The 24,761-nt window shown below is 70.0% G+C and carries 20 protein-coding genes and 1 pseudogene; 5 read left to right on the plus strand and 16 right to left on the minus strand.

Features of this window, described 5'->3' with window-relative positions:
• Nucleotides 1-16 precede the first annotated feature (16 nt).
• The 13 genes from ACIOKD_RS11320 to ACIOKD_RS11380 all read right to left on the minus strand — a co-directional run bounded on the left by ACIOKD_RS11320 (nt 17) and on the right by ACIOKD_RS11380 (nt 18,069).
• A complete protein-coding gene (locus ACIOKD_RS11320) occupies nt 17-553 on the minus strand; it encodes a phage baseplate assembly protein V (protein ID WP_402081352.1) in 537 nt (178 codons plus the stop codon).
• Nucleotides 554-602: 49 nt separating this feature from the next.
• The gene (locus ACIOKD_RS11325) at nt 603-1,742 is read right to left on the minus strand and encodes a hypothetical protein (protein WP_402081355.1); all 1,140 of its coding nucleotides are present in this window, start codon (nt 1,740-1,742) and stop codon (nt 603-605) included.
• A complete protein-coding gene (locus ACIOKD_RS11330) occupies nt 1,735-2,118 on the minus strand; it encodes a hypothetical protein (protein WP_402081357.1) in 384 nt (127 codons plus the stop codon). The genes ACIOKD_RS11325 and ACIOKD_RS11330 overlap by 8 nt, the downstream gene beginning before the upstream one ends.
• Nucleotides 2,119-2,128: 10 nt before the next feature.
• Entirely contained in the window at nt 2,129-2,836 is a 708-nt protein-coding gene (locus ACIOKD_RS11335) for a hypothetical protein (RefSeq protein ID WP_402081360.1), read from the minus strand.
• Nucleotides 2,833-3,486 carry a hypothetical protein gene (locus tag ACIOKD_RS11340; RefSeq protein WP_402081362.1) on the minus strand — a complete coding sequence of 218 codons (654 nt, stop codon included), beginning with the start codon at nt 3,484-3,486 and terminating at the stop codon, nt 2,833-2,835. Before ACIOKD_RS11340 ends, ACIOKD_RS11335 begins: the two co-directional genes overlap by 4 nt.
• Before the next feature lie 77 nt (nt 3,487-3,563).
• The gene (locus ACIOKD_RS11345; protein ID WP_402081365.1) at nt 3,564-10,397 is read right to left on the minus strand and encodes a DUF4157 domain-containing protein; all 6,834 of its coding nucleotides are present in this window, start codon (nt 10,395-10,397) and stop codon (nt 3,564-3,566) included.
• Complete coding sequence (locus ACIOKD_RS11350) at nt 10,394-10,714, minus strand: hypothetical protein (protein ID WP_402081368.1); 321 nt, start codon at nt 10,712-10,714, stop codon at nt 10,394-10,396. Before ACIOKD_RS11350 ends, ACIOKD_RS11345 begins: the two co-directional genes overlap by 4 nt.
• Complete coding sequence (locus ACIOKD_RS11355; protein WP_402081370.1) at nt 10,705-12,750, minus strand: ATP-binding protein; 2,046 nt, start codon at nt 12,748-12,750, stop codon at nt 10,705-10,707. Before ACIOKD_RS11355 ends, ACIOKD_RS11350 begins: the two co-directional genes overlap by 10 nt.
• A 33-nt stretch (nt 12,751-12,783) precedes the next feature.
• The gene (locus ACIOKD_RS11360) at nt 12,784-13,836 is read right to left on the minus strand and encodes a DUF4255 domain-containing protein (RefSeq protein ID WP_402081372.1); all 1,053 of its coding nucleotides are present in this window, start codon (nt 13,834-13,836) and stop codon (nt 12,784-12,786) included.
• 145 nt (nt 13,837-13,981) lie between these two features.
• On the minus strand, nt 13,982-14,749 hold the full coding sequence (locus ACIOKD_RS11365; protein ID WP_402081374.1) for a hypothetical protein: 768 nt from the start codon (nt 14,747-14,749) through the stop codon (nt 13,982-13,984).
• A complete protein-coding gene (locus ACIOKD_RS11370) occupies nt 14,742-15,470 on the minus strand; it encodes a hypothetical protein (RefSeq protein WP_402081375.1) in 729 nt (242 codons plus the stop codon). The genes ACIOKD_RS11365 and ACIOKD_RS11370 overlap by 8 nt, the downstream gene beginning before the upstream one ends.
• Before the next feature lie 176 nt (nt 15,471-15,646).
• A complete protein-coding gene (locus ACIOKD_RS11375; protein WP_398289060.1) occupies nt 15,647-16,171 on the minus strand; it encodes a phage tail protein in 525 nt (174 codons plus the stop codon).
• Nucleotides 16,172-16,209: 38 nt separating this feature from the next.
• Nucleotides 16,210-18,069 (minus strand): phage tail sheath family protein, encoded by a 1,860-nt coding sequence (locus ACIOKD_RS11380; protein WP_402081378.1) that lies wholly within the window; start codon nt 18,067-18,069, stop codon nt 16,210-16,212.
• Between the two features lie 379 nt (nt 18,070-18,448).
• Between ACIOKD_RS11380 and ACIOKD_RS11385 the strand changes: the two genes are divergently transcribed.
• Entirely contained in the window at nt 18,449-18,868 is a 420-nt protein-coding gene (locus ACIOKD_RS11385) for a YchJ family protein (RefSeq protein WP_402081380.1), read from the plus strand.
• 121 nt (nt 18,869-18,989) lie between these two features.
• Here the strand turns inward: ACIOKD_RS11385 and ACIOKD_RS11390 are convergent, their stop codons facing one another.
• Nucleotides 18,990-19,697 (minus strand): FadR/GntR family transcriptional regulator, encoded by a 708-nt coding sequence (locus ACIOKD_RS11390; protein ID WP_402081384.1) that lies wholly within the window; start codon nt 19,695-19,697, stop codon nt 18,990-18,992.
• Nucleotides 19,698-19,851: 154 nt separating this feature from the next.
• Here ACIOKD_RS11390 and ACIOKD_RS11395 point away from each other — a divergent pair, with 154 nt between their 5' ends.
• The 4 genes and pseudogenes from ACIOKD_RS11395 (at nt 19,852) to bla (ending at nt 23,379) form a co-directional block, all read left to right on the plus strand.
• Nucleotides 19,852-20,361 carry a gluconokinase gene (locus ACIOKD_RS11395; protein WP_402081387.1) on the plus strand — a complete coding sequence of 170 codons (510 nt, stop codon included), beginning with the start codon at nt 19,852-19,854 and terminating at the stop codon, nt 20,359-20,361.
• Nucleotides 20,362-20,420: 59 nt separating this feature from the next.
• Nucleotides 20,421-21,818 carry a gluconate:H+ symporter gene (locus ACIOKD_RS11400; RefSeq protein ID WP_402081389.1) on the plus strand — a complete coding sequence of 466 codons (1,398 nt, stop codon included), beginning with the start codon at nt 20,421-20,423 and terminating at the stop codon, nt 21,816-21,818.
• A 78-nt stretch (nt 21,819-21,896) separates the two neighbouring features.
• Nucleotides 21,897-22,202, plus strand: a pseudogene (locus tag ACIOKD_RS11405) (L-idonate 5-dehydrogenase); the annotation flags it as partial.
• Nucleotides 22,203-22,455: 253 nt separating this feature from the next.
• A complete protein-coding gene (gene bla / locus ACIOKD_RS11410; RefSeq protein WP_402081392.1) occupies nt 22,456-23,379 on the plus strand; it encodes a class A beta-lactamase in 924 nt (307 codons plus the stop codon).
• Nucleotides 23,380-23,392: 13 nt separating this feature from the next.
• On the opposite strand, the gene ACIOKD_RS11415 is transcribed toward bla, so the two are convergent.
• Complete coding sequence (locus tag ACIOKD_RS11415) at nt 23,393-24,088, minus strand: cytochrome b/b6 domain-containing protein (protein ID WP_402081394.1); 696 nt, start codon at nt 24,086-24,088, stop codon at nt 23,393-23,395.
• Nucleotides 24,069-24,740 (minus strand): molybdopterin-dependent oxidoreductase, encoded by a 672-nt coding sequence (locus ACIOKD_RS11420; protein ID WP_402081729.1) that lies wholly within the window; start codon nt 24,738-24,740, stop codon nt 24,069-24,071. Before ACIOKD_RS11420 ends, ACIOKD_RS11415 begins: the two co-directional genes overlap by 20 nt.
• Nucleotides 24,741-24,761: the final 21 nt, after the last annotated feature.

The following is a 24,761-nucleotide window of genomic DNA, read 5'->3' on the forward strand; positions in this document are numbered from 1 at the left end:
GTCGCTGTCGCTATCGCTATCGCTTCGAGAGCACGGTCAACTGGCCCTCGTTGATGGTCACTTCCTTGCCGCGCAGTACGACCTCGGCGCCCGCGCCGGTCGCGATGACCACGGCGTCCTGGGTGATACGGATGTACGCGCCGCCCTGGGCCTGTAGCAGAATCCCCTGCTCGGCGCCGGTGGTGTCGCTCATCACGAGCTTGTGCGCCAGCGGCGTCTGCACGACGACCGGCTTGTTCGGCGAGGACGCCGCCAGCTCGCGGCGCGCGTCGGGCGGCAGCTCCTCGGCGGCTCCGTACCAGCACCCCGTCCAGATGGGGAAGCTGGGATCCCCCTGCTCGAACTCCACCCAGACGCCCGCGCCGGGCGCCGGCACCACGAACTGCCCCGACTCGGGGCCGGTGAAGGGCAGGCAGGGCAGCGCCCAGGTCGACGGCTCGTCGCCCAGGACGTCAGGGACCTCGGCCCTGACGCGCCCGATCCGCAACGGATCGTCGTTGTCCACCACCCGGCCGCGGAACTTGCCGAGGTAGCGATTACCGGTTGCCGCCATGCTGAACTGCTCCTGCTCTGTCGGGTGTTGCCGGTCGCGTCACCGCGCGTCAGGGCCTGACGTAGGCGCTGCGCGCCTCAAGCCCCTCTCGCGAGACGGTGAAGTTCTGCTGGTACGAGCCCGGGCGCAGGTTGTGCGTGACGGACTTGACGTAGTAGTCGCCGTCGTACGCCCGTCCCGCGCCGCGGACGCCGACCAGCTGGCGGGGCTGGAGGATGTAGCCGTGCCGGTTGACGTCGAGCGAGCCGGAGCCCGAGATGACGTCGGCGGACACGGCGGCACGAGCGAGCAGTTCGGCCTCGGCCTGTTCGCGCTGCTGCTTGGCGGTGCCGGGGAGCGTTCTGCGTTTGAGGGCGGGTGTGGGGCGTTTGCCGAGCGGCGGGCGCAGGGGGCTGATCGGCGGCTGCGGCAGGAGCGTGGACTGGCGGGTCCCCGGGTCCTGCCAGCGGGCCTGCGGCTCTTCCCGCGCCGTCCCGTCGTACGAGAACGTCAGTTGGTCGACGGTGGAGTTGTTGTCCATGTTGACGTTGAGGGCGTGCTGGCGGATGCCGAGGCGGATCTCGGGTCCCCAGCGGGCGGACGACTGGCCCGGGGTGGGGCCGGGCTCCAGATAGAAGGTGTAGCCGTTGGCGCGGGCCAGCTCGGTCACGTACTGGAGGTCGGTGCCCGTCTGGTAGTGGACACGGAGGTCCTGGTGCGGGGGCTGGCTCACCTTCTCCTTGTAGACATCGGGCCGGATGCCGTAGTCGGAGTAGCGGCGCAGGATGGCCAGGACCCGGTCGGAGGGCGGGAGGTTGGGGTAGCGGTCGGTGCGCTCCTCCAGGTCCATGAGCAGGGAGAGGTCCTCGCCGGTGACGGTGAGGGTGGAGTGCCCTGGCTGATTGCTGGCGCCGACCTCCTGCCGCACGATGAGGCCGTCGAGGAGCACGTCCGCCGTGCCCTTGACGCTCACCGAGACGATGACGCGGGTCTTCGGGTCGAAGAAGCCCTCCGGGAGCAGGGTGCGGTTGATGAGCCCGTTCTTGGTGAGGTCGAAGGCGAGCTGGAACCCGCTGCGTTCGCCTGCCGTCGCGGTGATCTGGGCGGAGAGCAGGGCTTGGGTGACCTCGGCGGGGACGGGGCGGGTGAGTTTCGGTCCCATGCGGAGGGTGATGTGTACGGGGCCCTGGCCCACGGGGACGTCAAACACGCCGCTCTCCCCTACCGCCGGGAAGCGGAACCTCGATGACCTCGCCGGCCTCGTCGGTCAGCTCCCGCGGGTCGAGTACGGGGTTGGCGTCGGCGATCTGCCACCACTGGGCCGGGTCGCCGAAGTAGCGCCGGCCGAGGAGGTCGGGGCGGTCGCCGGTGCTGACGGTGTGGTCCTGGCCCTCGTCGCCGGGCTGATCGGGCTGGTCGGGCTGGTCGAGCGGGGGCAGCAACCGGCGCTTGGTGTAGCGGACTTCGGTGCCGTCGGGCCTGCGGTGGATGCCGATCTCGGCGTCGTGGTAGCGGCTGGAGCGGGGGTAGGGGTGGGCGCCCGGGATGGCGTCCAGGGCGTTCTCGTAGGGCTCGATGTCTGCCATGGCCGCTGCCTCAGCCCCTTCCGCTCAGGGTGACGCCCGTGCCGGCGCCCGTGCCGAAGCCCGTGAGGCCGAGTCCGCCGAGGCTGCCGCGGCGGGCGGCTGCCGCGAGGCGTTCTTTCTGGGCGAGGTGGGCCATGTAGAAGTCGGCGCCCAGGTGCCCGGCGGGCAGGTCGCTGACGGTGAGGACCTTCAGCCCGATGGAGAGGGAGGCCCGGATCGGATTGAGGTTCACGTCGAAGGCGGACTCGTTGATGGACAGCTCGGTCAGCCGGACGGGCATGACGCGCTTACTCCCCCAGGTGAACAGCGTCAGCGGCATCTCGATCGGGCTGATCTCGATGGCCCCCTTCTGGGAGAGCTTGGTGGCGTCACGCAGCTGCTGGGTCGTGGGCTGCACCAGCATTTCGAGGGTGGCGAGCTGGGGGTGGATGCCGTCGGGTGCGGCGACCTCGAACTGGTCGGTGGCGTCGATCTCGGCGGTGAACTTCCAGGTCTCCTGGGCGGGACCCTTCAGCCGCAGGGCCTCATTACGGTCCCCGGACCCGCTTCCCCCGCCGCCGGAGTCGCCGCTGCCGCCGGCGGACTGGGGCGAGAGGGAGCGTTCCAGGGTGTCGGGGTTGAACTGGAGCACGATGACGCGCTGGGGGGTGCCGCGGTCGGGGTCGATGACGACGATTCCTGAACGGATGGGTTTGGGGATGTCGGCGTAGCGGGTCATGTGCGGGCCTCCAGGCGAGCCTGCAAGGGTGCGTAGTCATGCCCTGGGAACAGCTCGGGGAACACGTCGAGCATGGTCCTCATGCGACGGGAAGCAGTTTCGAAGTCGTACGTCTCCTTCAATTCCTTCGTGATGTCGCAGAAGAGGAACTGCCATCCAGAAGTTCCCTTGGTGAGAATGAGGGTGTCCAGGTACTCCTGGTAGTTGATATCCATACGGTGGGTGCCAAGGCCCAGGTGGAAATACCACAACTCCGGGTCCGAGGTGTCAGGCAGCAGCCTGATGGCTGCCTGGTGGCCCGTTCCGCTTTCCGGCTTGTCGTCGATCACGCGAAGCTCTGAGTGGAGTTGGCGCTCGGCATGGGAGGAGCTGCTCACGGAGAACGGGGGTGGAGTCGCGGCGAGTGCGTCCGGAAGGTTGGTGATGCGGAACTCCCCGGTGAGTTCTGCGTGATCCTCTTCGAGGCGCCAGCAGGTCCAGAGACAGTTGAACCGCACGTAGCTCCGGTGGAAGTAGGGGGCCAGCTCCATCCCGTACTGCTCGGCGATCACCCGAAATGTTGCCCCGGGGTCCTCGTCGAGGCCTGCGATCCCCTCGTCCACCTCCTCCAAGATGGAGAGACGTTCATTTTCGCCGATCTCCTCCTGCATTTGCGTGAGTCGACGTTCGTACGGTGTGAGATGACGCATGCTGCCTCTTTCGCGCGCGACTGCTGCTTCCTGTACCTCTACTTGAAGGTGAGGCGGGAAGGGTTCTCTGCTTCCAGCCTTCTGAGCGCCTGTATGAAGTCGGTGTAATCCGCCAGCGGCCTCCCGCGCTTCACTACAGGAGCATTTCCGCGGTCATCCTCTCCCTTCCCCTCGCGATGATCCAGGCGCTGCTGAACTTCAGTCACCGAGTTAAAATGCCTGTCCCTGGCAAGGTCCTTGACAGCCTTGATGAGGTTGTCGGTCGCTCCCGTCTGCTCCTTGTACAGCTTCGCCGATTCCTTGGGGTCATTGATGCGCAACTGCCAATTCATGCCGCGCGGCAGCGGAATATTACTTTCCTTCAGTGACTTGATGGCGCCCCTTTCCTTCCACCCGCTGCCGGTCTTCTGGTACGTGCCATATCGGGCCGAAATGGAGGTCGGGAAATATTCGTTGGGGCTCGGGTGGAACCTGACCTGTGTTTCGTACCAGATCATCTTGCCGTCCGGCTTCCTGGCCGAGTCGGCCGGGTGCTCGATGTTGGTCTTGAACTCGTTGTTCACGCGCAACGGGGCCGGGACCAAGTTGGATCCGGATGCCAGTCCGCCAACGGGAGCGGGTATCAGGTGCATACGCAGAGTCCAGTCCGGTGCCCGGTACAGACCAGCGCTGTAGCCGAGTGGATCGCCCTTCTTGTGGCTATCGGACTCCTCTCCCCGGGGAGAGGTCTTCTGGAGATAGTGCACCTTCGCGTCGAGTGCCCGAACTCCATCGATAAATGGCGGGTAAATCGTCGGAGGCAGTTCGGTTTCATCCCCGCCGGTGCGTTGGGCCATGCGCTGAGCCAGAATCACCATCCGGTCCCGGAGTTTCTTGTACTGGTGGCCTGTGGCTGTGGTTCCGATCCTCCTCTCACCCGATTCCACGGTGGATTTACGAGGTGACAGGGCGTTCTGCGTGGTTTCCACCTCGTCGTGGAGGTCCAAGGCAACCTGGAGGGCTTCCTCCTGATGCTCCTTCTCGGGTGAGGTAAGGTCCCGGATCTCCGTCTGCCAGTCGTTGAAGTACTTGGTCATCGACTGCGTGTCACTGTGCACGCCGAGATCGGCGCTCTTCGTACGTCCGTTGAAGAACAGCGTGTGGAGCTCTCCGCTCTCCGTCCGGAAGCGCACCCGCGGTAGCGGCGGCGCCGGCTGAGACCCCTTGTCCTCTTCTTTCCTGATCTTTTCCTTTGCGGCCTTGCTCTTCGGCCGCCCGGGCTCGTCCTTGTCCTTGCCGTCCTTGTCGGGGTCCTTGCGTCCCTTGCCGTCTCCGGCGTTGTCCTTCTTGCCGCCGTCCGGGTCGTTCTTCTTGCCCGGACTGTCCTTCTTGGAATCAGGTTCGTGACGCTTGTTGTTGGGGTCCGCTCCCTTGCCCTCGTTCCCCTTGGTCTCGTCCTTCCTCGTGCCCTCCGGCCCGTCCTTCTTGCTCGGGTCCGGCTTCGGCTTCGGCGACGGAGTCGGCTTCGTGTCCTGCTTGTCCTTGTCGGACTGCTGGTCCTTGTCCTTCGGCTGGCCGTTCTTGTCCTTGGACGTGGGAGGCGTCGGCTTGGTCGACTCGTTGCTCGGGGTGTTGTTCTTGCCCTCGGTCTTGTCGTTCTTGTTCGTGGGGCCCTTGGGCTTGGGGGACGGAAACTGAGTGTCCTTGGGCTTGGCCGGCGCGTCCTGGTCCTTCGGCTTGGTCGGGCCGTCCTTGTCTTTGGGCCTGACGGGAGGGGCCTGGTCCTTCGGCTTCCCAGGACCGGCAAGGTCCTTTGGCTTGCCCGGCGTGTCCTCGGACTTCTTCCCGGGTGGCGTCGTGGCCGTCTGCGTCTTGGGGGGTGTCGACGAGGGCGCACCCTTGTCCCCGTCCTTGTTGGACCCCTTGTCGTCCCCGCCGCCCTGCCCGTCCTTGCCCTTGTCCGTTCCGCCGCCCTTGTCCTTGCCCATGTTGGCGGCGACGCCCTTGAGCCGCTTGCCCACCTTCGACACGTACTTGCCGATGCCGCTGAGGATCAGTTCGTAGGCCATTTCCAGCAGGACGACGATGCCCGCCGCTATCGCCTTGGCGAAGAGGACGCCCGCGCCGCCCTGGCGTACGGACTTCAGCCAGGTGATGACCGCACCGATGGCCTTGAGGATCTCGCCGAGCGAGCCGATCGCGGCCTGGATGGCCTCCAGGATGGCCGCGCCCCAGCCGGCCCCCGGGATCAGCTTCGCGAGGACCTTCGTGATGACGATCTCGCCGATAATGAAAGGGAGTTGGGGGACGATCGCGTCCCACACCTCCTTGGCGACCTTGTCGAGGGTCCAGCCGCCCTTCATGAGCTTGTTCCAGACGGCCTCGGTCAGGCCGGTGATCTCCTTGACCTTGTCGTTGAACCACTGCTTGACCGCGCTCTTCACCTCGTTGAAGAGGTGGTTCTTCGCTCCGTCGTACGCGGAGTTCTTCGCGCCGCTCAGCCAGCCGCCCGGGTCCGAGAGGATGTCGACCAGGATCATCATGAACTCGCCGAAGGCGGCGATGAACTTCGTCGCGAAGTCGAGGACCGCCTTGAGGGCTTCCTTGCACGCCTTCAGGACGTCCAGGAGCATCTTCTTCAGGACGTTCAGAATGTCGCTGAGAAGCTTCGCGATGGACTCCAGCAGATCGTTCATGATCTGCCTCAGCCGCGTGGCGAGCGTGTTGACGAGCGCGATCGCCGCCTTGATGAGGTCCGCGACGAACTTGCGTATGCGGCGGGCGATCTCGATGACCGCTTCCACCAAGGCCGTGACGAACTCGATCAGGTCCTCGATGAACTTCTTGATCAGCTCGACGATGCCCTTGCGGGCCGCGTTGATCCAGCCCTCGACCGTCTCCTTGAAGCTCTTCAGCGCCTCGACGATCGCCTCACGGGCGTCCTTGATGATCTGGACGACCTTGTCCCGCAGCTCGATGAACTTCTCTTTGATCCAGTCGAGCGTCTTGGAGAGCCAGCCCTTGGAGTCGTCGACCTTCTCGTCCTTCTTCTTCCCTGCCTCCTCCTCGGCCTTGTTCCCCTTGTCCTTGATGTCCTTGTCGCTGGTCTCCTTCTCCTTGCCGACGTCCTTGTCGGTGTCCTCCTCCTCCTTCTTGACGTCGTCGCGGATCTTCGTCTCGCGGTCGGACTTCTTCGTGCCGAGCTTCTTCAGCTCTTCGTCCTGGTCCCTGGTCCAGTCGGCGCGCTGCTTGTCCACGTCCGTCAGGACGCCCTCGCGTCTGCCCGTCTGCTCCTTGGTGTTGGCCAGGACTTCCTTGTCGACCTGCCGTTTGTGCTTGTCCTGGGACGTGCGGGTGTCCTGGGTCTTCTTCTCCCGGCTCCTGCCCATGTCCTGGCGGCCGTCGCTCAGGGCCTGCTTGAACTGTGGCTTCCGCTCGTGCTCGGCCACTTCCGAGGCCGCCTCGGGAGGCACCGCACCGGTGCTCGCACCACCGCCGCCGACCTGGGACTTGCCGCCCTGCTGGGTCGGCACCTTCCCTTCGAGCCGTTCCTTCGGCGCGTCCGGGTAGATCTGGTCCTCGCCCATCTTGCGACCGGCGTCGTCGGCGCCGGTCTCGGCGGCCTCCTGGCTCTTGTCGTCGGTGTTGCCGCCCTGTTCGTCGGTCTTGTCCTCGGCCTGGCCCTTCATGTCGACGCCCGGGGCGGCGCCGTTCTGCGCCTCCTTCATGGCCTCGTCCTTGGTGGGCATCCCGGCGAACTGCGCGGCCAGGTCCTCCGCCGTCACATCGAAGCCGAGCCAGTCGCCGATGCCGCCGATGACATAACCGGCCATCATCCCGACCTGGTCGAAGAAGTCCGGCTCCTCCATCTCCTCGGCGTCGATCTTGCCTTCGGGCTTCTTCTCGCCCTTGACCTCGGCCTTCTCGTCCTTCGCGTCATCGGCGCGACTGGCCTTGTCCTCGTTGTACTGCGCCGCTTCCTCGGAGTCGGGCGCGCCGTGCAGGGTCCTCGGGGCACCGGACGGGCGGTCCATGGCGGGCGGCCTGGACGCCAGTTGCCTGTGCTCCTTGCCGACGTCCTTGTCCACGGCTCCGCCGACGCTGTCCATCGCCTCGACGGCCTGGTGCGGTTTGAGGTTCGACGCGGCGGAGAGGCCCTCCTCGGGGGAGACACCGGAGAGGTTCGGCGTCGCCTTGGACGCCTTCTTCCCCTTGGGTGCGCTCCCCTTGCCTCCACCCTTCGATCCGCCACCGCCACGGCCACCACCGCCGCCACCGCGCGCGGCCGCGGGAGCGGACCGGGAGCCGGAGTCGTCCCCGCCCCCGGATTCGGCCGTGCTGTCCGCCCTGCTCTCCTGCTGCGGGGCCTGTTCCTTCGGCTCCTGCGTACGCGAGGGAGAACGGGACTCCGTACGTGAGCCTGAACCTCCGCCGGATGAAGCAGAGTCACCGCCGTCCGAGGAAGGCCGGCCGGCCGTCGAGCCCGACGACGGTGCCGCATCGGTATCGGCCGAGCTGTCGGCGTCGGTCGTCCCGCCGCCCGACGCGGAACCGTCCGAAGTGCCGCTTCCACCCTGGTCCTTGGGCCCCTTCGACTCCTGCGGGCCAGGGGACTCCTCGGCCTTCGCCGCTCCCACGGCACCTTCGGCACCGTTCTTGGCCGAGTCCGCCGGAGACCCGGTGGCCGAGGTGTCGGAGCGGGCCTGCGCGGAGTCCTTGGCGCCGCCCGACGCCTTGTCGCCCGGACCGCCCGCGGTCGGCGTGCCCTTCTCCTCCTTGGCGGCCTGCTCGGCCGTGTTGCCGCCGGTCTCCTTCGAACGGTCCTTGGCCTCCTGCGTGGTCGCCTCGGCGGCGACCGGACCGGCCTTGGGGTCGTCGCCCTGCTTGGGGTCCTTGGAGGCGACGCCCGGCGCGGGTTTCGGCTCGGACCTCTCCTCGGGGTCGAGTTCGCTCTCCGTACGGCGGCCCTGCGCCGCCGCCTCCTCCTCTGCGCCCGGTACGGGCGGGGAGTCCTCGGTGCCCGGGTCGTCCTTCTCCGCCGCCGCCTCGCGCTCGGCGTCCTCCTGGTCCTCCTGCTCACGTTCCGCATGGACCTTGTCGGCCTTGGTGGGTGGCGGGGCAGGGAAAGAGGGGATGGTAGTGGGCGGGGTGGAGTTCGCGGCGGACTGATTGATCTGGTCGGAGGTCGGTACGTTCGACACGTCGAGGTCCTGCTCCGGCAGGAAGTCCTCCGGCCTGAGCTTGATGTCCCAGGCACTCTCCTCCCCGCCGCCGACCTCCACCTCGGAGTCACCGCCCTGCCCTGCGGACTCCTCCCGCTCCTCCTCGTCCTCCTGGTCCTGGGCGCGGGCTCCGTCCAAGGTGCTGGTCCGGCCGGGGAACTCCGCCGCTCTGCCCGCGTCCCCGGGGATGCCCTCGTCGCGGCCCGGCTCGTCCTGCCTGGCCGCCTCGGCCGCTGCGGCGCTCTCGCGGGCCTCGGCGGCGGCCTGGTCCTCGGCCTCGCCGCGCGGGCCCTGGGCCTCCTCCTGGCCGGCTTCCTTCTTGGCCTTCTCCTCGGCCTGCTTCGCCTCGGCCCGGTCGCCGTCCTGCTTCCCCTTGTCCTGCTGCCCCTGTCGCCCCTGCTGTGCCTGCTGTGCCTGCGGTCCGTTCTTCTCCGCGCCGGACTTCCCGCCCTGCTTCCCGGCCGCCTGAACCCCGGCCTGCGCCCCGGCCTTCCCGCCCGCCGAGGCCTCCTGCCGCGCCGGCTGCTGCCCCGACTGCGCGGCGGGTGAGGTGGGGGTGGGCTGCTCGCCGTCCCCCTTGGGGCTGGACGCGTCCCCGCCCGTCCACGCGGCGGGCCCGTATTCGCCCTCGGCCTTCCCGGCGTACGTGCCCGGAGTACCGCCCTGCGGGATCGTGCCGCCCGCGTTCTCCGGCGTACTGCCCGCGGCGGAAGCGGTGTCCCCTTCCGCGGCCTGTTTCTCCGGGCCGGGAGCGGGCCCCGTCCGCTCGGTGCGCAGCCGCTCCTCCTGAGCGGCCTGCTGCTCCTTCTCCCGCTCCGCCCGTACGTCGTCGGCCGCGTCCTCCTCGACCTCCGGAGCGAGGAGGCCACGCTGCCGGGCGGTGGCCTCGCTCTCCGCCCGGCCGTCCTCGTCCATCTCCGTGGCCAGGTCCACCACGAAGTCGTGCTCGGAGGTGAGCAGCCGGTGCTCCAGTCGGTCCAGTACGCGCTCCTGAAGCTCCTCCGAGAGCTGGGCCAGGGAGGCGCGGACGCGCTGCGCGCTGTCCGTCGGGTCGGCACGGAGCGACCGGACGACCGTGTTGACGAGGCGGTCGACCAGCGTGGCGGGGTCGAGGTGCTCCAGCCGATTGCGGTCTGCGTCGACGGTGGTGTAGCGCATCCACGCCGGGGTGTTGGCCTCCGGGGCGACCTCGGGTGCCTGCTCGCCGCGCGCCACGGCCTGGGCGGTCTCCTCGGCGGCACGCTCGGCCGGCTCGTGCGGCGCGCTGACCTGGCCCAGGTCGCGGCCGGCCATCAACGTGCCGCTGGCAAAGGGGTGTTGGATCGTATGCAGCAGCTCATGCGCGAGCAGGGCGCGGCCCTGCTCCGTGCCCGGCTGGAACCGGCCCTCGCCGAAAAAGATGTCCTGGCCCACCGCCACCGCGTCCGCACCAAGCATGCCGGTAAGGGCACCCGCGTCGCGGTCGGTGTGCAGGCGTACGGAGCCCAGGTCGTGGCCGAGCTGCTCCTCCAGCTCCCGGCGCACACCGGCGTCCAGCGGCTGCCCGGCCCCGCTGACCATGTCCTTCGGCTCGGGCGCACGGTTCTTCGCCGCGCGCTCCTTGCGTTTGCGGCGGCGCTCGGCGGCGGCCTGCTCGGCCGCTTGGGAGTCCTGAGTGGCGGAGGTCGTCATCGCGTCACCTCTCCACGGCCCGAGAGCCCCGCGTGCACCGCGCGGGCCAGCTCCTGGCCGAGGCGGCGCGCGGACAACCCGGCGGGCATCGGGGGCAGTCCAGACACCCCGTCCACCGACACGGCGCCGTCCGCGGCCAGCGGCACCCCGTGTTCTCGTACGAGACGGGTCAACTCCCGCTCGAACGACGCCGATACGCGCGACGGGTCCACGGACGAGCCGAAGCCGTCCAGGACCAGCTCGCCGATGTCGACGTGAATCTCGCGCGGCTCGGGACGACCGGCCGCACTCTCCCGAGGCGGCCTGTTCACACCCATCCCCGGACCTCCCCCGGCGTCAGGGATCGCTCCAGTTTCAGGTACTCGGTGCGGGCCGCCGCCAGCATGTGCCGCATCTGCAGGCGGTCGCCCTCCTCGGCGGCCAGGAAGGCGCCGGAGAGGGCGATGTTGCGGATCGAGCCTCCCGCGACGGTCAGTCGGGCCAGCAGCTCCGGTTCGATGCCCTTCACCGGGGTCTGCGGCGGCAGCACTCGGCGCCAGATCTCGGCACGCTCGTGCTCCGCCGGGAACGGGAAGTCGACGACGAAGCGGATCCGTCGCAGGAACGCCGTGTCCAGGGCCTTCTTCATGTTGGTGGTGAGGATCGCGAGGCCCCGGTACGCCTCCATGCGCATGAGCAGGTAGCTGACTTCGAGGTTGGCGTACCGGTCGTGGCTGTCCTTGACCTCGCTGCGCTTGCCGAAGAGGGCGTCGGCCTCGTCGAAGAGGAGGAGTGCGCCTCCGGCTTCGGCGGCGTCGAATACCTTGCGCAGGTTCTTCTCGGTCTCGCCGATGTACTTGCTGACCACCTGGGACAGGTCGACGACGAAGAGGTCGAGGCCGAGTTCCTTGGCCATGACCTCGGCGGCGAGCGTCTTGCCCGTGCCCGAGCCGCCCGCGAAGAGCGCGGTGACTCCGAGGCCCCGGCGCAGGGTCGCGGCGAAGCCCCACTCCTGGTGGACCGTTGCCCGCTGCCGTACGTGCGCGACGATCTCCCGCAGTACGCTCGTCTGCCGCTCGTGCAGCACCAGGTCGCCCCAGCCCGCGTCCGGCTCGATACGGCGGCCCAGTTCGTCCATGCCGACCCTGGCCTCGTTCATCCCTGCACGCCATGCGAGTCGGCCGGCGTCCTGTTCGTCCGCGACGGGGCGATCACGGCGTACGGCGGCGGCAGCGGCTCGTACGACATGGGGCGGCAGCTGGAACTGCGCCACCAGCGACCGCAGTTCGCTCTCACCTATGTCGGCGACGCCCTCGAACGCGTCTACCCACACGCCGAGTTGCTCCTCGTCGTCCAGATGCGGCACGGTTACCCGCTCGCCGTGCGGCCGGTCCGTCCGCCGCGGATCGTGACTCGACACGACGACGGGTACGGCGACCCCGGCGAGGAACGCATCGGTCGCCGCGCGCTGGTCGCGGTCGAGTTCGCCCGCCTCCACGAGCAGGGCGGCGGGCAGCAGGATCGCCTCGCGCTGCCACAGCCGGGCCAGCAGGTCGCGGTCGCCGGGGGCGGTCGGGATGTCCTCGGCGTTCATCGCGTACAGGGCGAGCCCGGAGCGGCCGGCCGCGGCGGCGGCGATGTCGGCCCGGCTGCGCAGGTCGCCGCCGACCACCTCGACGAGCAGCGGTGCGTCGGGCCGCGCGCCCGTCGTCCAGCCCGCGGCGACCCGGCTCGCGGCCAGCTCGTACGACGGCGGAAGCTCCTCGGGGACCGGCGTGCGGCGCAACTGGCCGTGCAGGCGCGCGTCCAGATAGGGCGAGCCGAGAAGGAAGTGCAGGACACGTTCGTCGAGCCGCAGCCGGGACAGGGTCAGGGACTGCCGTGATTCGTCGGCCGGCTCTACGATCCGCCAGCGGCGCAGGGGCGCGACCGGGGTCAGCGCGCTCCAGTGCGGATCGGCGAGTGCGGCAAGGGCAAGCGAGAACGTGGGGTACGCGCGCTCCGGGTCTCCGCTCGCCGCGGCACAGCGGGCGGCGGTCGTGGTGTCCAACTCGCAGGCGGCGGTGAGGAGTACGAGGTCCCGCTCGAACGGGGTCAGCCCGAAGCAGCCGACCAGCGCGTCGAGGGGGCCCGCCCCCGGACCCGCCGCACCCGCAGAACCCGCAGAACCGCCCGGGCCTGAATCCGGGCCGGAGTCCGGGTCTGTGGAGGTGCCCGCAGAGGTGCCCGCCGACTCGTTCACACGGGACCCGTGGGACCCACGGGACCCACGGGCCGCGTGCGCGTCGACGCGGGCGAGGACGCGCCGGATCTCCGAGGTCAGCGTCGGGCTGCCGGCCCCTGTGTTCTCCTCGCCCGGCCCGTCTCCGCCCATGCCCTCACCTGCCCCCGTCGTCCGCATCCCGCCTCACCGTTCCGTGCGGTCGGGACCGCCGTCGGCTGTCATGGAGTCCGTCGGGGGCATGGACGTCGGGGTCGCGGGCGTCGCGCCCTTGGCCGCGCGGCGCGCGGACCTGCCTGCCTGGGTCGCCTGGGTCGCCTGAGTTGCCTGGGTTGCCTTGCTGGGCTGCGCCCCCTTGCGGGTACGGGCCGCCGCCTTGGCCGCAGCCTTCACCGGCGCCTTCCCGGAGGTCGTTCCGGTCGCTGTCCCAGTCACAGTCCCGATCGAGGTCCCAGTCCCAGTCGCGGTCGCGGTCTCGGCCGACGTCCCGGCCGACGTCCCGGCCGGTTCCTTCGCGGCGGTGGTTTTGACGGGTGCGCCGCCGTCCGGGGCGCCGGGTGCGCCGGACGCGTCACCTGCCCCGGGTGAAACCGGCCCATCGGGCCCCCCGGGCGCACCCGGCGCTCCCGGCGCGCCGAACGGCAGTACCCGTACCGTCGACCGCTCCACCGGCTTCGCCACCACCGGTATCTCGCGGCCCTCGATCAGGACGAGCGCCGCCTGGTAGACCACCGAGAGGGTGTACGGGGTCTGGTGGAGCATCCCCCAGAGCTTCGAGGTCTCGTCGATGTCCATCACCGTGGGCGTGAACCGCACCCGCTGCGCAGCGTCGGCGAGGTCACTGTCCGCCAAGTACGGCTTCTCCCCCGCCAGTTCGATGATGTCCAGCGGCAGGACGGGGATCTCGTGCAGCGTGCGCACGACGGAGCCGATCAGCCGATGGCCCACCAGTTCCGTCTCGTCGCCGTACGCGCTGATGAGGAAGTGCAGGTCAAGCGCCGTCGCGGCCCGCTTCAGCAGCGTGCCGTCGGAAGCGCGCGTCGGCAGGTCGGTGCCGCGCTGCGAGGTGTTGGGGGTGACCTGGTAGAGGAAGACGGTGATCGTGGGATCGGCGGGCGGGTCGGCCGACGGCTTGCGCGGCTCGACCTTGACGGCCATGTCGATCCCGGGCTGCAGGTTGGCCTCGATCAGCAGGGCGAGGGCCTGGGTGACGTGGGCGATGGCGAGTGCGTTGCTCATGACGTCAGTTCCTCAGTCCCACTGGTCCGCGGTTCCTTAGCCCCACTGGTCCGCCGCTCCGCCGGTCGGCTTGTCCCTCGACCAGTCGGTCCGTCTGTCGTCCGGTCCGCGGATCGGTCGCCCGTTCCGCGTGTCCCCGCGTGCTTCACTCGCGCCCCCTCGCCAAGTAGTCCGCCAGACTCACGGTCGCCGCCGGTCGCCCGGGAGCGGCGGACCGACGGCTGCCGCCGGCCGGGGCCGCACCCGCCGCCGTCACTTCGAGGCGCCCGATCTGCACCTGAACCACCTGTTCGCCGCCACGCCCGGACCGTCGGCCCGTGGCCTGCCGTACGGCGTCGCGGGCCGCCGCCGTGTCCGCGGCGCTGGGTCGCGGCGCGGTGGACCCGGCAGCGGGGTGAGCGACGGCCGTGCCCGAGGGGAGGGGCACGGACACCGCGCTCGGGGTGGAAGCCCGCTCCGGCTCGCCCCGTCCGGCGGGACGCCGCACGACGTCGGGCGCCGGCCGCAATGCCCGTACGACCTCGGCGGCGGGCCTCAGCAACGGCGCCTCGGGCAGTCCCCGCGGCTTGGGCCGGGGCGTCGGCTCCTCGGACACCGGCCGCCCGGCCTGTACGACGGTCCGCTCGCGCTCTGTACGGAGCTGGACCTCGCGCACGGTCGGGCTCACCAAGTCCGGGCCCCACGGGCTCTGTTGGGGTGCGGTCGGCCACAGTGCTCCCGCCGTGTCCGGCTCGGGCGCGGTGGCCCGTACCGCCTCGGCCCGTTCGAAGGGGCCGGCCAGTCGCGGTCGCAGCCGCACCACGTCCGCGGGCGGCACGGCGGCCGGGGTGTGCCGGGCGAGCAGCCGGTCGAAGAAGTCGGGCGACCTTGACGCCCGCTCCTGCTCGGGGCGTCCGCCCAGGGGGTCAGACATCGGCACACAGCTCCAGGTAGTAGCGGCGCCGCAGCGGGCTCAGCGCCAGGATCTCCGGCTCGCTCCAGCCGTAGGCGGTGGCGAGCAGATGGACGTCGAGGAGCACGTCGCGCGCCCATGCGTCCAGTTCGGTCCACAGATAGGAGGCGATGTCGAGTTCGGCGCGGGTGGCCGCTCCGCACTCGGGGCAGTTGACGTTGAGCGTGAGATCGGCGCCCGGGTCGGCCTCCTGGGCGGCCTCTGCCAGCCGGCGCTGCACCTCCTCGGGCAGCGCGTCGGCGGGGACGTCGGCTCCGTGGCGTACGGCCGAGACGACGCACCGTTCCAGCAGGGCCCGGCGGGGTTCCGGGTGCCGGGCCGCCGCCGTCAGGTCGGCGGCACTCGGCACCCGGAGTTCGACCTCCCAGCCGTCCTGCGCGACCCGCACCGAGGACGGGGCGGGACTGCCTGTCGACCGGGCCAACTCCGCCGCTTCGAGGTCGAATTCCATGTCCTCGGCGCAGGCGGAACAGCCGAGGCGGACCTGCATCCGTTCGCCGAACAGAGTCCGGCGCAGTGCGAAGAGGTCCGCCTCGCGCTCGCCCACCGGCAGCGCGGACAGCGTCTCGCCCCCGGCGTCCGGGCGGGCCGCGCGGTGCAGCAGCAGGGCGCGTCCGGACGGAACCTGGGCAAGCCCGGTCTCCCAGGTGGTGAGTAGTTCGGCCGCCCGAGTGATCGTCATGCCCGCCCCCGTTCCCTACTGGCCCTACTAGAGCTACTGGCCGTACTAGCCGTTCTAGCCGTTCTGGCCGTTCTGGCTCCCCGCTGCCCCCGCAGCCCCCGCAGCCCTTGCTGTCCTAGCCGTTCAGCCCCGTCCAGCCGTCTGGCTGTCCTGGCTGTCGCGCAACCCCCCGCCGGTCAGGCGGGGTTCAGGAACGAGGGCTCCTCCGGCTCGGGCACCTCGTAGTCCCGCTCCCAGCCCTCGCATTCGAGCTTCAGCGACTGGATGGCCACCGCGTTGGCGTTGGCGTCCAGCTCGCCGAGCACCTGGTACTCGCTGGGCCAGGTGCGGTAGAGCTTGTGCGAGACGGCCACCTGCCCGGCCTCGTTGAGGACCTGGATCACGATGTCCTTGCGGAAGTCGGCGAGGGACACCTCGGAGCCGAGGCCCGCGCCGACCTGCCAGACCTTGTTGGCCCAGCGGTCGAACTCGGCGTCGTGCGTGACCCCGCGCTCCAGCGTGATGCCCTCGAACTCGGAGCGCCCCGGCGACTTGCGCGGCGAGCTGGGGTCGCCGCCGTGCCGGTGCTTGACGACCTCGGTGGTCCGCTTCAGTGGACTGATCTTGCTGATGCCCGCGACCGTGCGACCGTCCCACAGCACGAGGAACTTGAAGTTCTTGTAGGGGTCGAAACGCTGGGCGTTGACAGTGAACTCAGCCATCGGTTTCCTTCACGTTCTCCCTCGCCGGCTTGTCGGTTCTAGAGCTCGAACTGCCCGGACGTCTGCTGGATTCTGACGACCACGAACTCGGCCGGCCTGACCGGTGCGATGCCGACCAGTACGTTGACGACACCGTTCGCGATGTCCTCGTCCGTCGTGGTGTCGCGGTCGCACTTGACGAAGTACGCCTCGCGCGGTGTGCCGCCCTTGAAGGCGCCCTGCCGGAAGAGCGTGTGCAGATACGAGGAGGCGCCGAGGCGGATCTGCTGCCACAGGTTCTCGTCGTTGGGCTCGAACACGACCCAATGCAGGCCGCGTTGCAGGCTCTCCTCGACATGCAGGGCGAGCCGTCGCACGGACACGTACTTCCACTCGCTGTCGAGCGCGTCGGAGCCCTCCAGGGTGCGCGCCCCCCATACGAGCGGGCCCACCATCGGCAGGGTGCGCAGGCAGTTGACACCGAGCGGGTTGAGCAGTCCGCTCTCGCGGTCGGTGAGGTCGACGGTGAGCGAGTGGACGCCCGCGAGCCGTGCCTCGGTGCCGGCCGGCGCCTTCCACACGCCGCGCTCGGCATCCGTGCGCGCGATGACACCCGCGACCGCGCCCGACGGCGGGAAGGAACGCAGCCGGCCGGTGAGCGGGTCGGTGAGCCGCAGGTGCGGGAAGTACAGGCCGGCGTGGTTGCCGCGGACGGCGTCGAAGGCGGCGAGTCCGGCGCGGGCGGTGTCCACGCTGACCCAGGTGCCGGGCGCGTCGACGAGCAGGAAGATCCGCCGCTCCTCGCAGAGCCGCTGGGCCGCGGAGACGACCGTGATCGCGTCGTCGGCCGACTCGTACGCCGCGAGTTCCGGCAGGACGAGCAGGTTGACGTCCGCGACCCCGCGCAGCGCCTGGAGGCCGGTCTTGCCTGCCTCGCTGCCGATGAGGTCGCGCGGGCCGGGGGCCTCGCCGTCCTCGCCGTCCTCCAGCGGGAAGACGGGCGGGTTGACGGAGGCCTCAAGGCCCAGGTCGTTGGCGCACTCGCCGACGAACCGGACGACGTCGTCGGGGTCGGTGGAGCCCGCGACGACCTGTAGGCGCCTGCCGAAGGCGGTGACCTCGACGCCCGCGAAGGCGTGTCGCCCCGGCGCGTCGGGCAGCGCCCGCAGCTTGCGTTCGAGCAGCAGGGCCAACTCGGCCACGGTGGACGGGGATTCGCCGTCGCAGTCGGGGTCGAACAGCGTGAACTCGCGCTCGACGTCACCGATCTTGACCGTCAGGTCGACGGCGAGATTGGGCAGTTCGTGGCCGAACGGCTTGGAAACGGTGCCGGACGGGTCGGGCCGGCCCTCGCCCACGGCCTCGACGCGGACGAGCCGCGACCCGGCGTTGACCACCGTCGGCGCGTACCGGCCGTGCGAGGTGTCCATGGACAGCCCGGTGAAGCTCTCCCGGGCCCGGCCCTTGGCGTCGTACACCCTCAGGTTGAAGGTCTCGTCCGGGCAGGGTGTGTCGTAGTCGACGGCGACGCGCAGGCCGTTGCCCCACCCGCCGGACTCCTTGGCGTGCACTTCGAGGACCGCGCTTGCGCTGTGGCCCTCGGTGGACTGCAGGGTGACGCGGGCGGCCTTGCCGCTGTTCGCCTTGGCGACGCGGACGATCACGGCGACCGTGCCGCCGTTGCCGAAGAACTGGTGCACCGCGTAGCCGACGGCGCTCCGCGAGCTCAGGCCCCCGAAACGGCGCTCGAACTCGGTGAAGCTTGTGACGCGCACCGGCTCGTTCAGCGGGCCGCGCCGGGTGTGCCCCACGAAGGCGGTCACCGAAGTGGTGACGGTCGAGATGGTCCGTGTGCTGCTGGGAAGTTCTTCGACGTAGACGCCGGGATAAGTCGGCCTGGCAGCGTTCACCGAGGTCATCGGCGTTCCCCCTCCAAATCCATGCTCGGGCATCGGATCATATGCACCAAGAGGCGACAGAGGGGGCTTTTTTGTCCGGCGCACGCGGAGCTCCACCGGGCGCACGAGAGCACAACCGGTCCACGGCACCGCATCAGTTTCCCCCGTCAGTGCCCCGGCCGGACGGCCGTCCGGGGTCAAGCAGCACGCTTGTGACTCCTGATGCTCAAGTGCTCGATCCACCGTGCTGCCTGAGCAGTTGCGTATGCAAGGCGTGTTCACGCCACCCCTTGCGGAGATTCGGTGGAGGGCAGTGCACACAGCTCGCACACGATGTACTCGTGTCGGAGCGCCTGATTCACCGATCCGCCACAGGCCGTGGTGCAGCAGAATGGAGCGCATGTCCCGACGCACCCCGCACTCTCGCAACCAGCGCCGTTCCGCTCCCGCGCACAACCCCTCATGCCCTTGCGGTCTTGCGGAGACGTACGAGGAGTGCTGTGGCCGGTTTCACCGGGGTGAGGGTGCGGCGCCGACCGCCGAGGCACTGATGCGCTCGCGCTACTGCGCGTTCGTCAAGCGCGACGAGGCATACCTGTTGCGCACCTGGCATCCCCGCACCAGACCGACCCACCTGGACCTGGACCCGGCGACACGCTGGACGGGCCTGGTGATCCTGGCCACGACGGAGGGCACGCCCTTCCACACCACGGGCACGGTGACATTCCGCGCGACCTACGCGGGCGGCTCACTCCACGAACACAGCCGCTTCGAACGGGCGGACGGCGCCTGGGTGTATGTGGACGGAGACGTGTCCTAGGGGCGCGGGGAACGGCGCGGTCTTTCGGCTTTTGCCTTTCAGGGGGCGCAGCTCCCAGGGGGCGCGGGGAACGGCGCGACCAGCCACGACGTACCCGCAGCCGGCAGCAAGTCGGGACGTGTCAGCCCTCCGGGCTGAGAATGTCCAACTCCTGAAGCGCACCGAGCACGACCTCCCGCGTCAACGCCTCCGCCCGCACGGCGTCACCGGCCCGCACCGCCTCAGCGACCCGCACATGCAGCGTCACCGCCGCGGGGTCGGGATCCTCGAACATCACCTGATGATGCGTACGCCCGGCCAGCACCTCGGCCACCACATCCCCGAGCCGCGCGAACATCTCGTTGCCGGAGGCGTTCAGCACGATCCGGTGGAAGGCGATGTCATGGACGAGATACCCCTCCAGCTTGTGGCCGCGTGAGTGCGCCACCATGCCGAGCGCGCACTCGGTCAGTTCCGCACACTGCTCGGCCGTGGCATGCTTCGCGGCCAACCCCGCCGCGACGGGCTCCACGGCACACCGCAGCACGGTCAGCGAGCGCAGCTGGCGCGGCCGGTCGGCACCCGCCAGACGCCACCGGATGACCTGCGGGTCGTAGACATTCCACTCGTTCGCGGGACGGACGGTCACGCCGACCCGGCGGCGGGACTCGACGAGGTACATCGACTCCAGGACCCGGACCGCCTCACGCATCACCGAGCGTGACACCTCGAAACGCTGCGCCAGTTCGTCCGTGCGCAGAACGCTGCCCGGGGGGTACTCGCCCGCGGTGATCGATGGCCCGAGGCTTTCCAGTACATGGCCGTGCAGCCCCCGGCCGGGTGTGCTCATGGGTTCAGGGTACGAGGGAGAGAGCCCGAACAAAAAGTCAGACTTATACGTCACAGACTCTTGAATTCGTCTGACCTATGGGTTTCAGTGTCGTGACGGATGCGGCACCTGACATTCATCCGAATCCGATGTCGAAGAAGACAGCGAGGCAGCTATGACCACCCCCCACGTCGTTGTGGTGATGGGCGTGGCAGGCACGGGCAAGACCACCATCGGGCCCCTGCTTGCGGACCGGCTCGGCGTTCCCTACGCCGAGGCCGACGACTTCCACCCCGAGGCCAACATCGCCAAGATGTCGGCCGGTACTCCGCTCACCGACGAGGACCGCCGACCCTGGCTGGACGCCATCGGCGCCTGGGCCCACGGGCGGGCCGGACTCGGCGGCGTCGTCAGCTGCTCCGCGCTGAAGCGTGACTACCGGGACCGGCTCAGGGCGGCCGCTCCCGACGTCGTCCTCCTGCACCTCACCGGTGACCGCGAGCTCATCGAGGACCGGATGGCACACCGCCAGGGCCACTTCATGCCCACGGCGCTCCTCGACTCCCAGTTCGCCACCCTCCAGCCGCTGCAGGCGGACGAGACGGGTGTCGCCGTGGACGTCATCGGCACCCCCGACGAGATCACCGAACGAGCCGTGACGGCGCTGGACGGCCTCGCCCACTGAAAGCCCCGCCTCCCGCAGGGCGCCCCTCCCCTCTTCCCTCCCATACAAGGAAACGCACCGTGACCAGACTCAGCGTCGAGCTGCTGGCAGCGGATCCCGTCGAGCCGATCACCTCGGCGGGCCATGCTCAGCTGGGCATCGCCGTACTGGCGGGCATCGCCGTCATCGTCCTGCTCATCACCAAATTCAAGCTCCACGCCTTCCTCGCGCTGACCATCGGGTCGCTGGCGCTCGGCGCCTTCGCCGGTGCACCGCTCGACAAGGCGATCACCAGTTTCTCGGCCGGTCTCGGTTCGACCGTCGCCGGCGTGGGCGTCCTGATCGCGCTCGGCGCGATCCTCGGCAAGCTGCTCGCGGACTCCGGCGGCGCCGACCAGATCGTCGACACGATCCTCGCCAGGGCGGGCGGCCGCTCGATGCCCTGGGCGATGGTGCTGATCGCCTCGGTGATCGGGCTGCCGCTCTTCTTCGAGGTCGGCATCGTCCTGCTCATCCCCGTCGTCCTGATGGTGGCCAAGCGCGGCAACTACTCGCTGATGCGCATCGGCGTCCCGGCGCTCGCGGGCCTGTCGGTGATGCACGGGCTGATCCCACCGCACCCCGGCCCGCTGGTCGCGATCGACGCGGTCGGGGCGAACCTCGGTGTCACCCTCGCCCTCGGTATCCTCGTCGCCATCCCGACCGTGATCATCGCGGGGCCGGTCTTCTCCAAGTACGCGGCCCGCTGGGTGGACGTCCCGGCGCCGGAGAAAATGATCCCCCAGCGCGCCTCCGAGGACCTGGAGAAGCGCCCCGGCTTCGGCGTCACCATCGCCACCGTGCTGCTGCCGGTCGTGCTGATGCTGGCCAAGGCGCTGGTGGACATCGTCGTCGACGACCCGACCCACCTGGTGCAGCGCGTCTTCGACGTGATCGGCTCCCCGCTGATCGCGCTGCTCGCGGCCGTGATCGTCGCCATGTTCACGCTCGGCCGCGCTGCCGGGTTCACCAAGGGCCGGCTCTCGACGACCGTCGAGAAGTCGCTCGCCCCCATCGCGGGCATCCTGCTGATCGTCGGCGCGGGCGGCGGCTTCAAGCAGACGCTGATCGACTGCGGGGTGGGCCAGATGATCCTGGACATCTCCAAGGACTGGTCGATCCCCGCGCTGCTGCTCGCCTGGCTGATCGCGGTGGCGATCCGGCTCGCGACAGGTTCCGCGACCGTCGCCACCATCTCGGCGGCCGGTCTGGTGGCCCCGCTGGCGGCCGACATGTCGACCACGCACACGGCGCTGCTCGTCCTGGCGATCGGCGCCGGTTCGCTGTTCTTCAGCCATGTGAACGACGCCGGGTTCTGGCTGGTCAAGGAGTACTTCGGCCTGAGCGTCGGCCAGACCATCAAGACGTGGTCGGTCATGGAGACCATCATCTCGGTGGTCGCCGGAGGCCTGGTGCTGCTGCTGTCGCTTGTGATCTAGCACTCCCGCTCCGCAGGTACTCCTCAGGCGCTCCTCAGGCGCTCCTCAGGCGCTCCTCAGGTCAGGTGCTCCTCATTTGTGCAGGGCGGGTTCTCGGCGCAGGTCGTGGTGCCGTCGGGCCGGTCGAGGTCACTGTCGGCGAAGCTCCCGCTGCGGCGGGCCGCACCGGCCGAGCCGCTTTCGGTCGCCCTGCACGCGCTGCGCCGGGCGGCGACGTGCGCGGGAAGCACGTCCCGGTGACCGGTGCGGCCCCGTCGGCTGCCTGGTCGTCGCGGTGGCGAAGGCGGCGGGGCCGCGCACGTGACGGCGACCTACCTGCTGCCGCGGGCACTGGAGTACGCGGTGGCCGCGGGCGCCGACTCCGCCGTACGCGCGGACGAGCCGTCCTCGTAGGGCGCGGCGGGGCTCCTTCCCCGGCAACCTGGTGGTCGGCCGGGGGATACCTCCGGGGGGCCCGGGAGGGCTCTCCAGGGGCGTGGGGAACGGCGCAATCTTTTGCCTTTCGGCTTTCAGGGGCGCGGAGAACGGCGCGACCAGCCCCCACGACCGGCCACTTCACGCCCCAGGAACCACCGGGCCCCCTCAGAAGTCTTCCTCCATGCAAGTGATCACGCTCGCAGCGGAAGAGAGAGTCACCTTGAAAAGCTCAATCCCCCACCCCGGCCGCCGAACCGCACTCGCCCTGGGCGCCGGAGCCGCCCTCGCGACCGCCGCGCCCGCGGCCCACGCGGCCCAGGCGGCGTCCGGAGCGACCACGCCCGACATCGTCAAGGCCCTCGCCGAGCTGGAGCGGACGCACGACGCCCGCCTGGGCGTCTACGCCCGCAACACCGCCACAGGCAGAACCGTGCGGTACCGCGCGGACGAGACCTTCCCGATGTGTTCGGTCTTCAAGACCCTCGCCGCCGCGGCCGTCCTGCGCGACCTCGACCGGCACGGCGAGTACCTGGACCTGCTGATCCGGTACACCGCACAGGATCTGGAGGACGCGGGGGGCTCCCCCTTGACGGGCCGTGCGGAGAACCTCGCCAACGGCATGACCGTCGCCGCCCTGTGCCACGCGGCCATGGCGCACAGCGACAACGCCGCGGCGAACCTGCTGCTGCGCGAACTGGGCGGCCCGACCGCGATCACCCGCTTCTGCCGCTCGATCGGGGACACCACGACCCGCCTCGACCGGTGGGAGCCCGAGCTGAACTCGGCCGAGCCATGGCGTACGACGGACATCACCAGCCCCGCCGCCGCCGGGCGGACGTACGCGAAGCTCGCCCTCGGTGACGCGCTCGTGCCCCGGGACAGGCGGCAGCTGACCGAGTGGCTGCTGGCCAACACCACCAGCACGAATCGTTTCCGCGCGGGCCTGCCCGCGGACTGGGCGCTCGGCGACAAGACGGGCACGGGCAAGTACGGCACGACCAATGACGTGGGCATCGCCTGGACGCCGGGCGGGGCACCTGTCGTGCTGTCGGTCCTGTCCACCAAGTCCGACCAGTCCGCCCCGATGGACGAGGCACTCGTCGCCGGGGCCGCCGAACTCCTGGCGGCGACGCTCGCCCGGTAGCCCGTCCGGTCGGTCACGGCCGCCAGAGCGGGTGCTCCCGCTCGGCCCACTCCCGGCTGACCGAGCCCGTTCGCAGTCCCCGCCGGGACTCCGGGCGGGCGAGGGCCATCCCGATGTGACCCGCGAGGACGAGTCCGATGGTCAGCGCGAGCCAGTCGTGGACGAAGGTCGCGCTCGTGCGCCAGACCAGCGGGGCGAGGTGCGTGAACCACATCAGCAGCCCCGTGCCCACCATGACCAGGACGGCCCCGGCGATCCAGGCCGCGTACGTCTTCTGTCCGGCGTTGAACTTACCGGCCGGCCGGGATGCGGGCCGGGCGTCCCGGCGCAGCGCGGAACGCAGCCAGACCCGGTCGTGCGGTCCGAAGCGGTTGAGGAGCCGCAGGTCCGCCCGGAAGGCGCGCGAGGCGAGCCCGGCGAGAACGGGCACCGGAAGCAGCAGCCCGGACCACTCGTGCACCCGCACGACGAGCTCGCGGCGGCCGACGAGTTCGGCGAGCTGGGGCAGGTAGAGGCAGCCCGCGGTCAGCACGCACAGCCCCATCAGAAGGGCCGTGGTCCGGTGGACCCAGCGTTCGGCGGGCGTGAAGCGGCGGACCCGCAGCGCACCCGCGAGGCGCTCGCCGGCGGGCGGTGCCCCGGAGACGTCGGCCTCAGGCGGTGTCTCGGGCGGTGTCTCAGGTGGTGTCTCAGGTGGTCTCATCGTCACGCCCGTTCGAACGGCCGACCCAGGCGTCCACGTCGTAACCCCGCTCTTCCCAGTAGCCGGGGCGGACGTCCTCGGTGACGGTGATGCCGGAGAGCCACTTCGCCGACTTGTAGAAGTACATGGGGGCCACGTAGAGGCGCACGGGGCCGCCGTGGGCGTGGTTGATGTCCTTGTCCTGCATGCGCAGGGCGACGACGACGTCGGCACGGCGGGCCTGGTCCAGCGTCAGGCTCTCCGAGTACGCCCCGTCGAAACAGGTGAAGCGCACTGCCCCGGCCGAAGGGCGCACCCCCGCCGCGTCCAGCAGCCGGGAGAGGCGTACCCCTTCGAAGGGGGTGTCGGGCACCCGCCAGCCGGTGACGCACTGGACGTCCCGGACCATCCGCGTCTGCGGCAGGGCGCGCAGGTCGGACAGGGTGTACGTACCGGGGTGGTCGACCAGGCCGTCGATCTTCAGGCGGTAGGAGTCCTCGTCCTTGTGCGGGACGGAGGAGGTGACCGAGTAGTAGCGGAAGCCGCCGCCGTTGGGGAGCAGGCCGGTCAGACCGGTCGGGTCCTTGTCGGCGGCGCCGCCGAGGAAGGATTCCAGGCCGCGCTGGAGGGTGGGCGCGGTGACCACACCGAGGGCGCCGAGTCCGAGCATCCCGAGCATGAGCCGGCGCCCCACCGGGGC

This window comes from Streptomyces sp. NPDC087844, assembly GCF_044742785.1.
Taxonomy (GTDB): domain Bacteria; phylum Actinomycetota; class Actinomycetes; order Streptomycetales; family Streptomycetaceae; genus Streptomyces.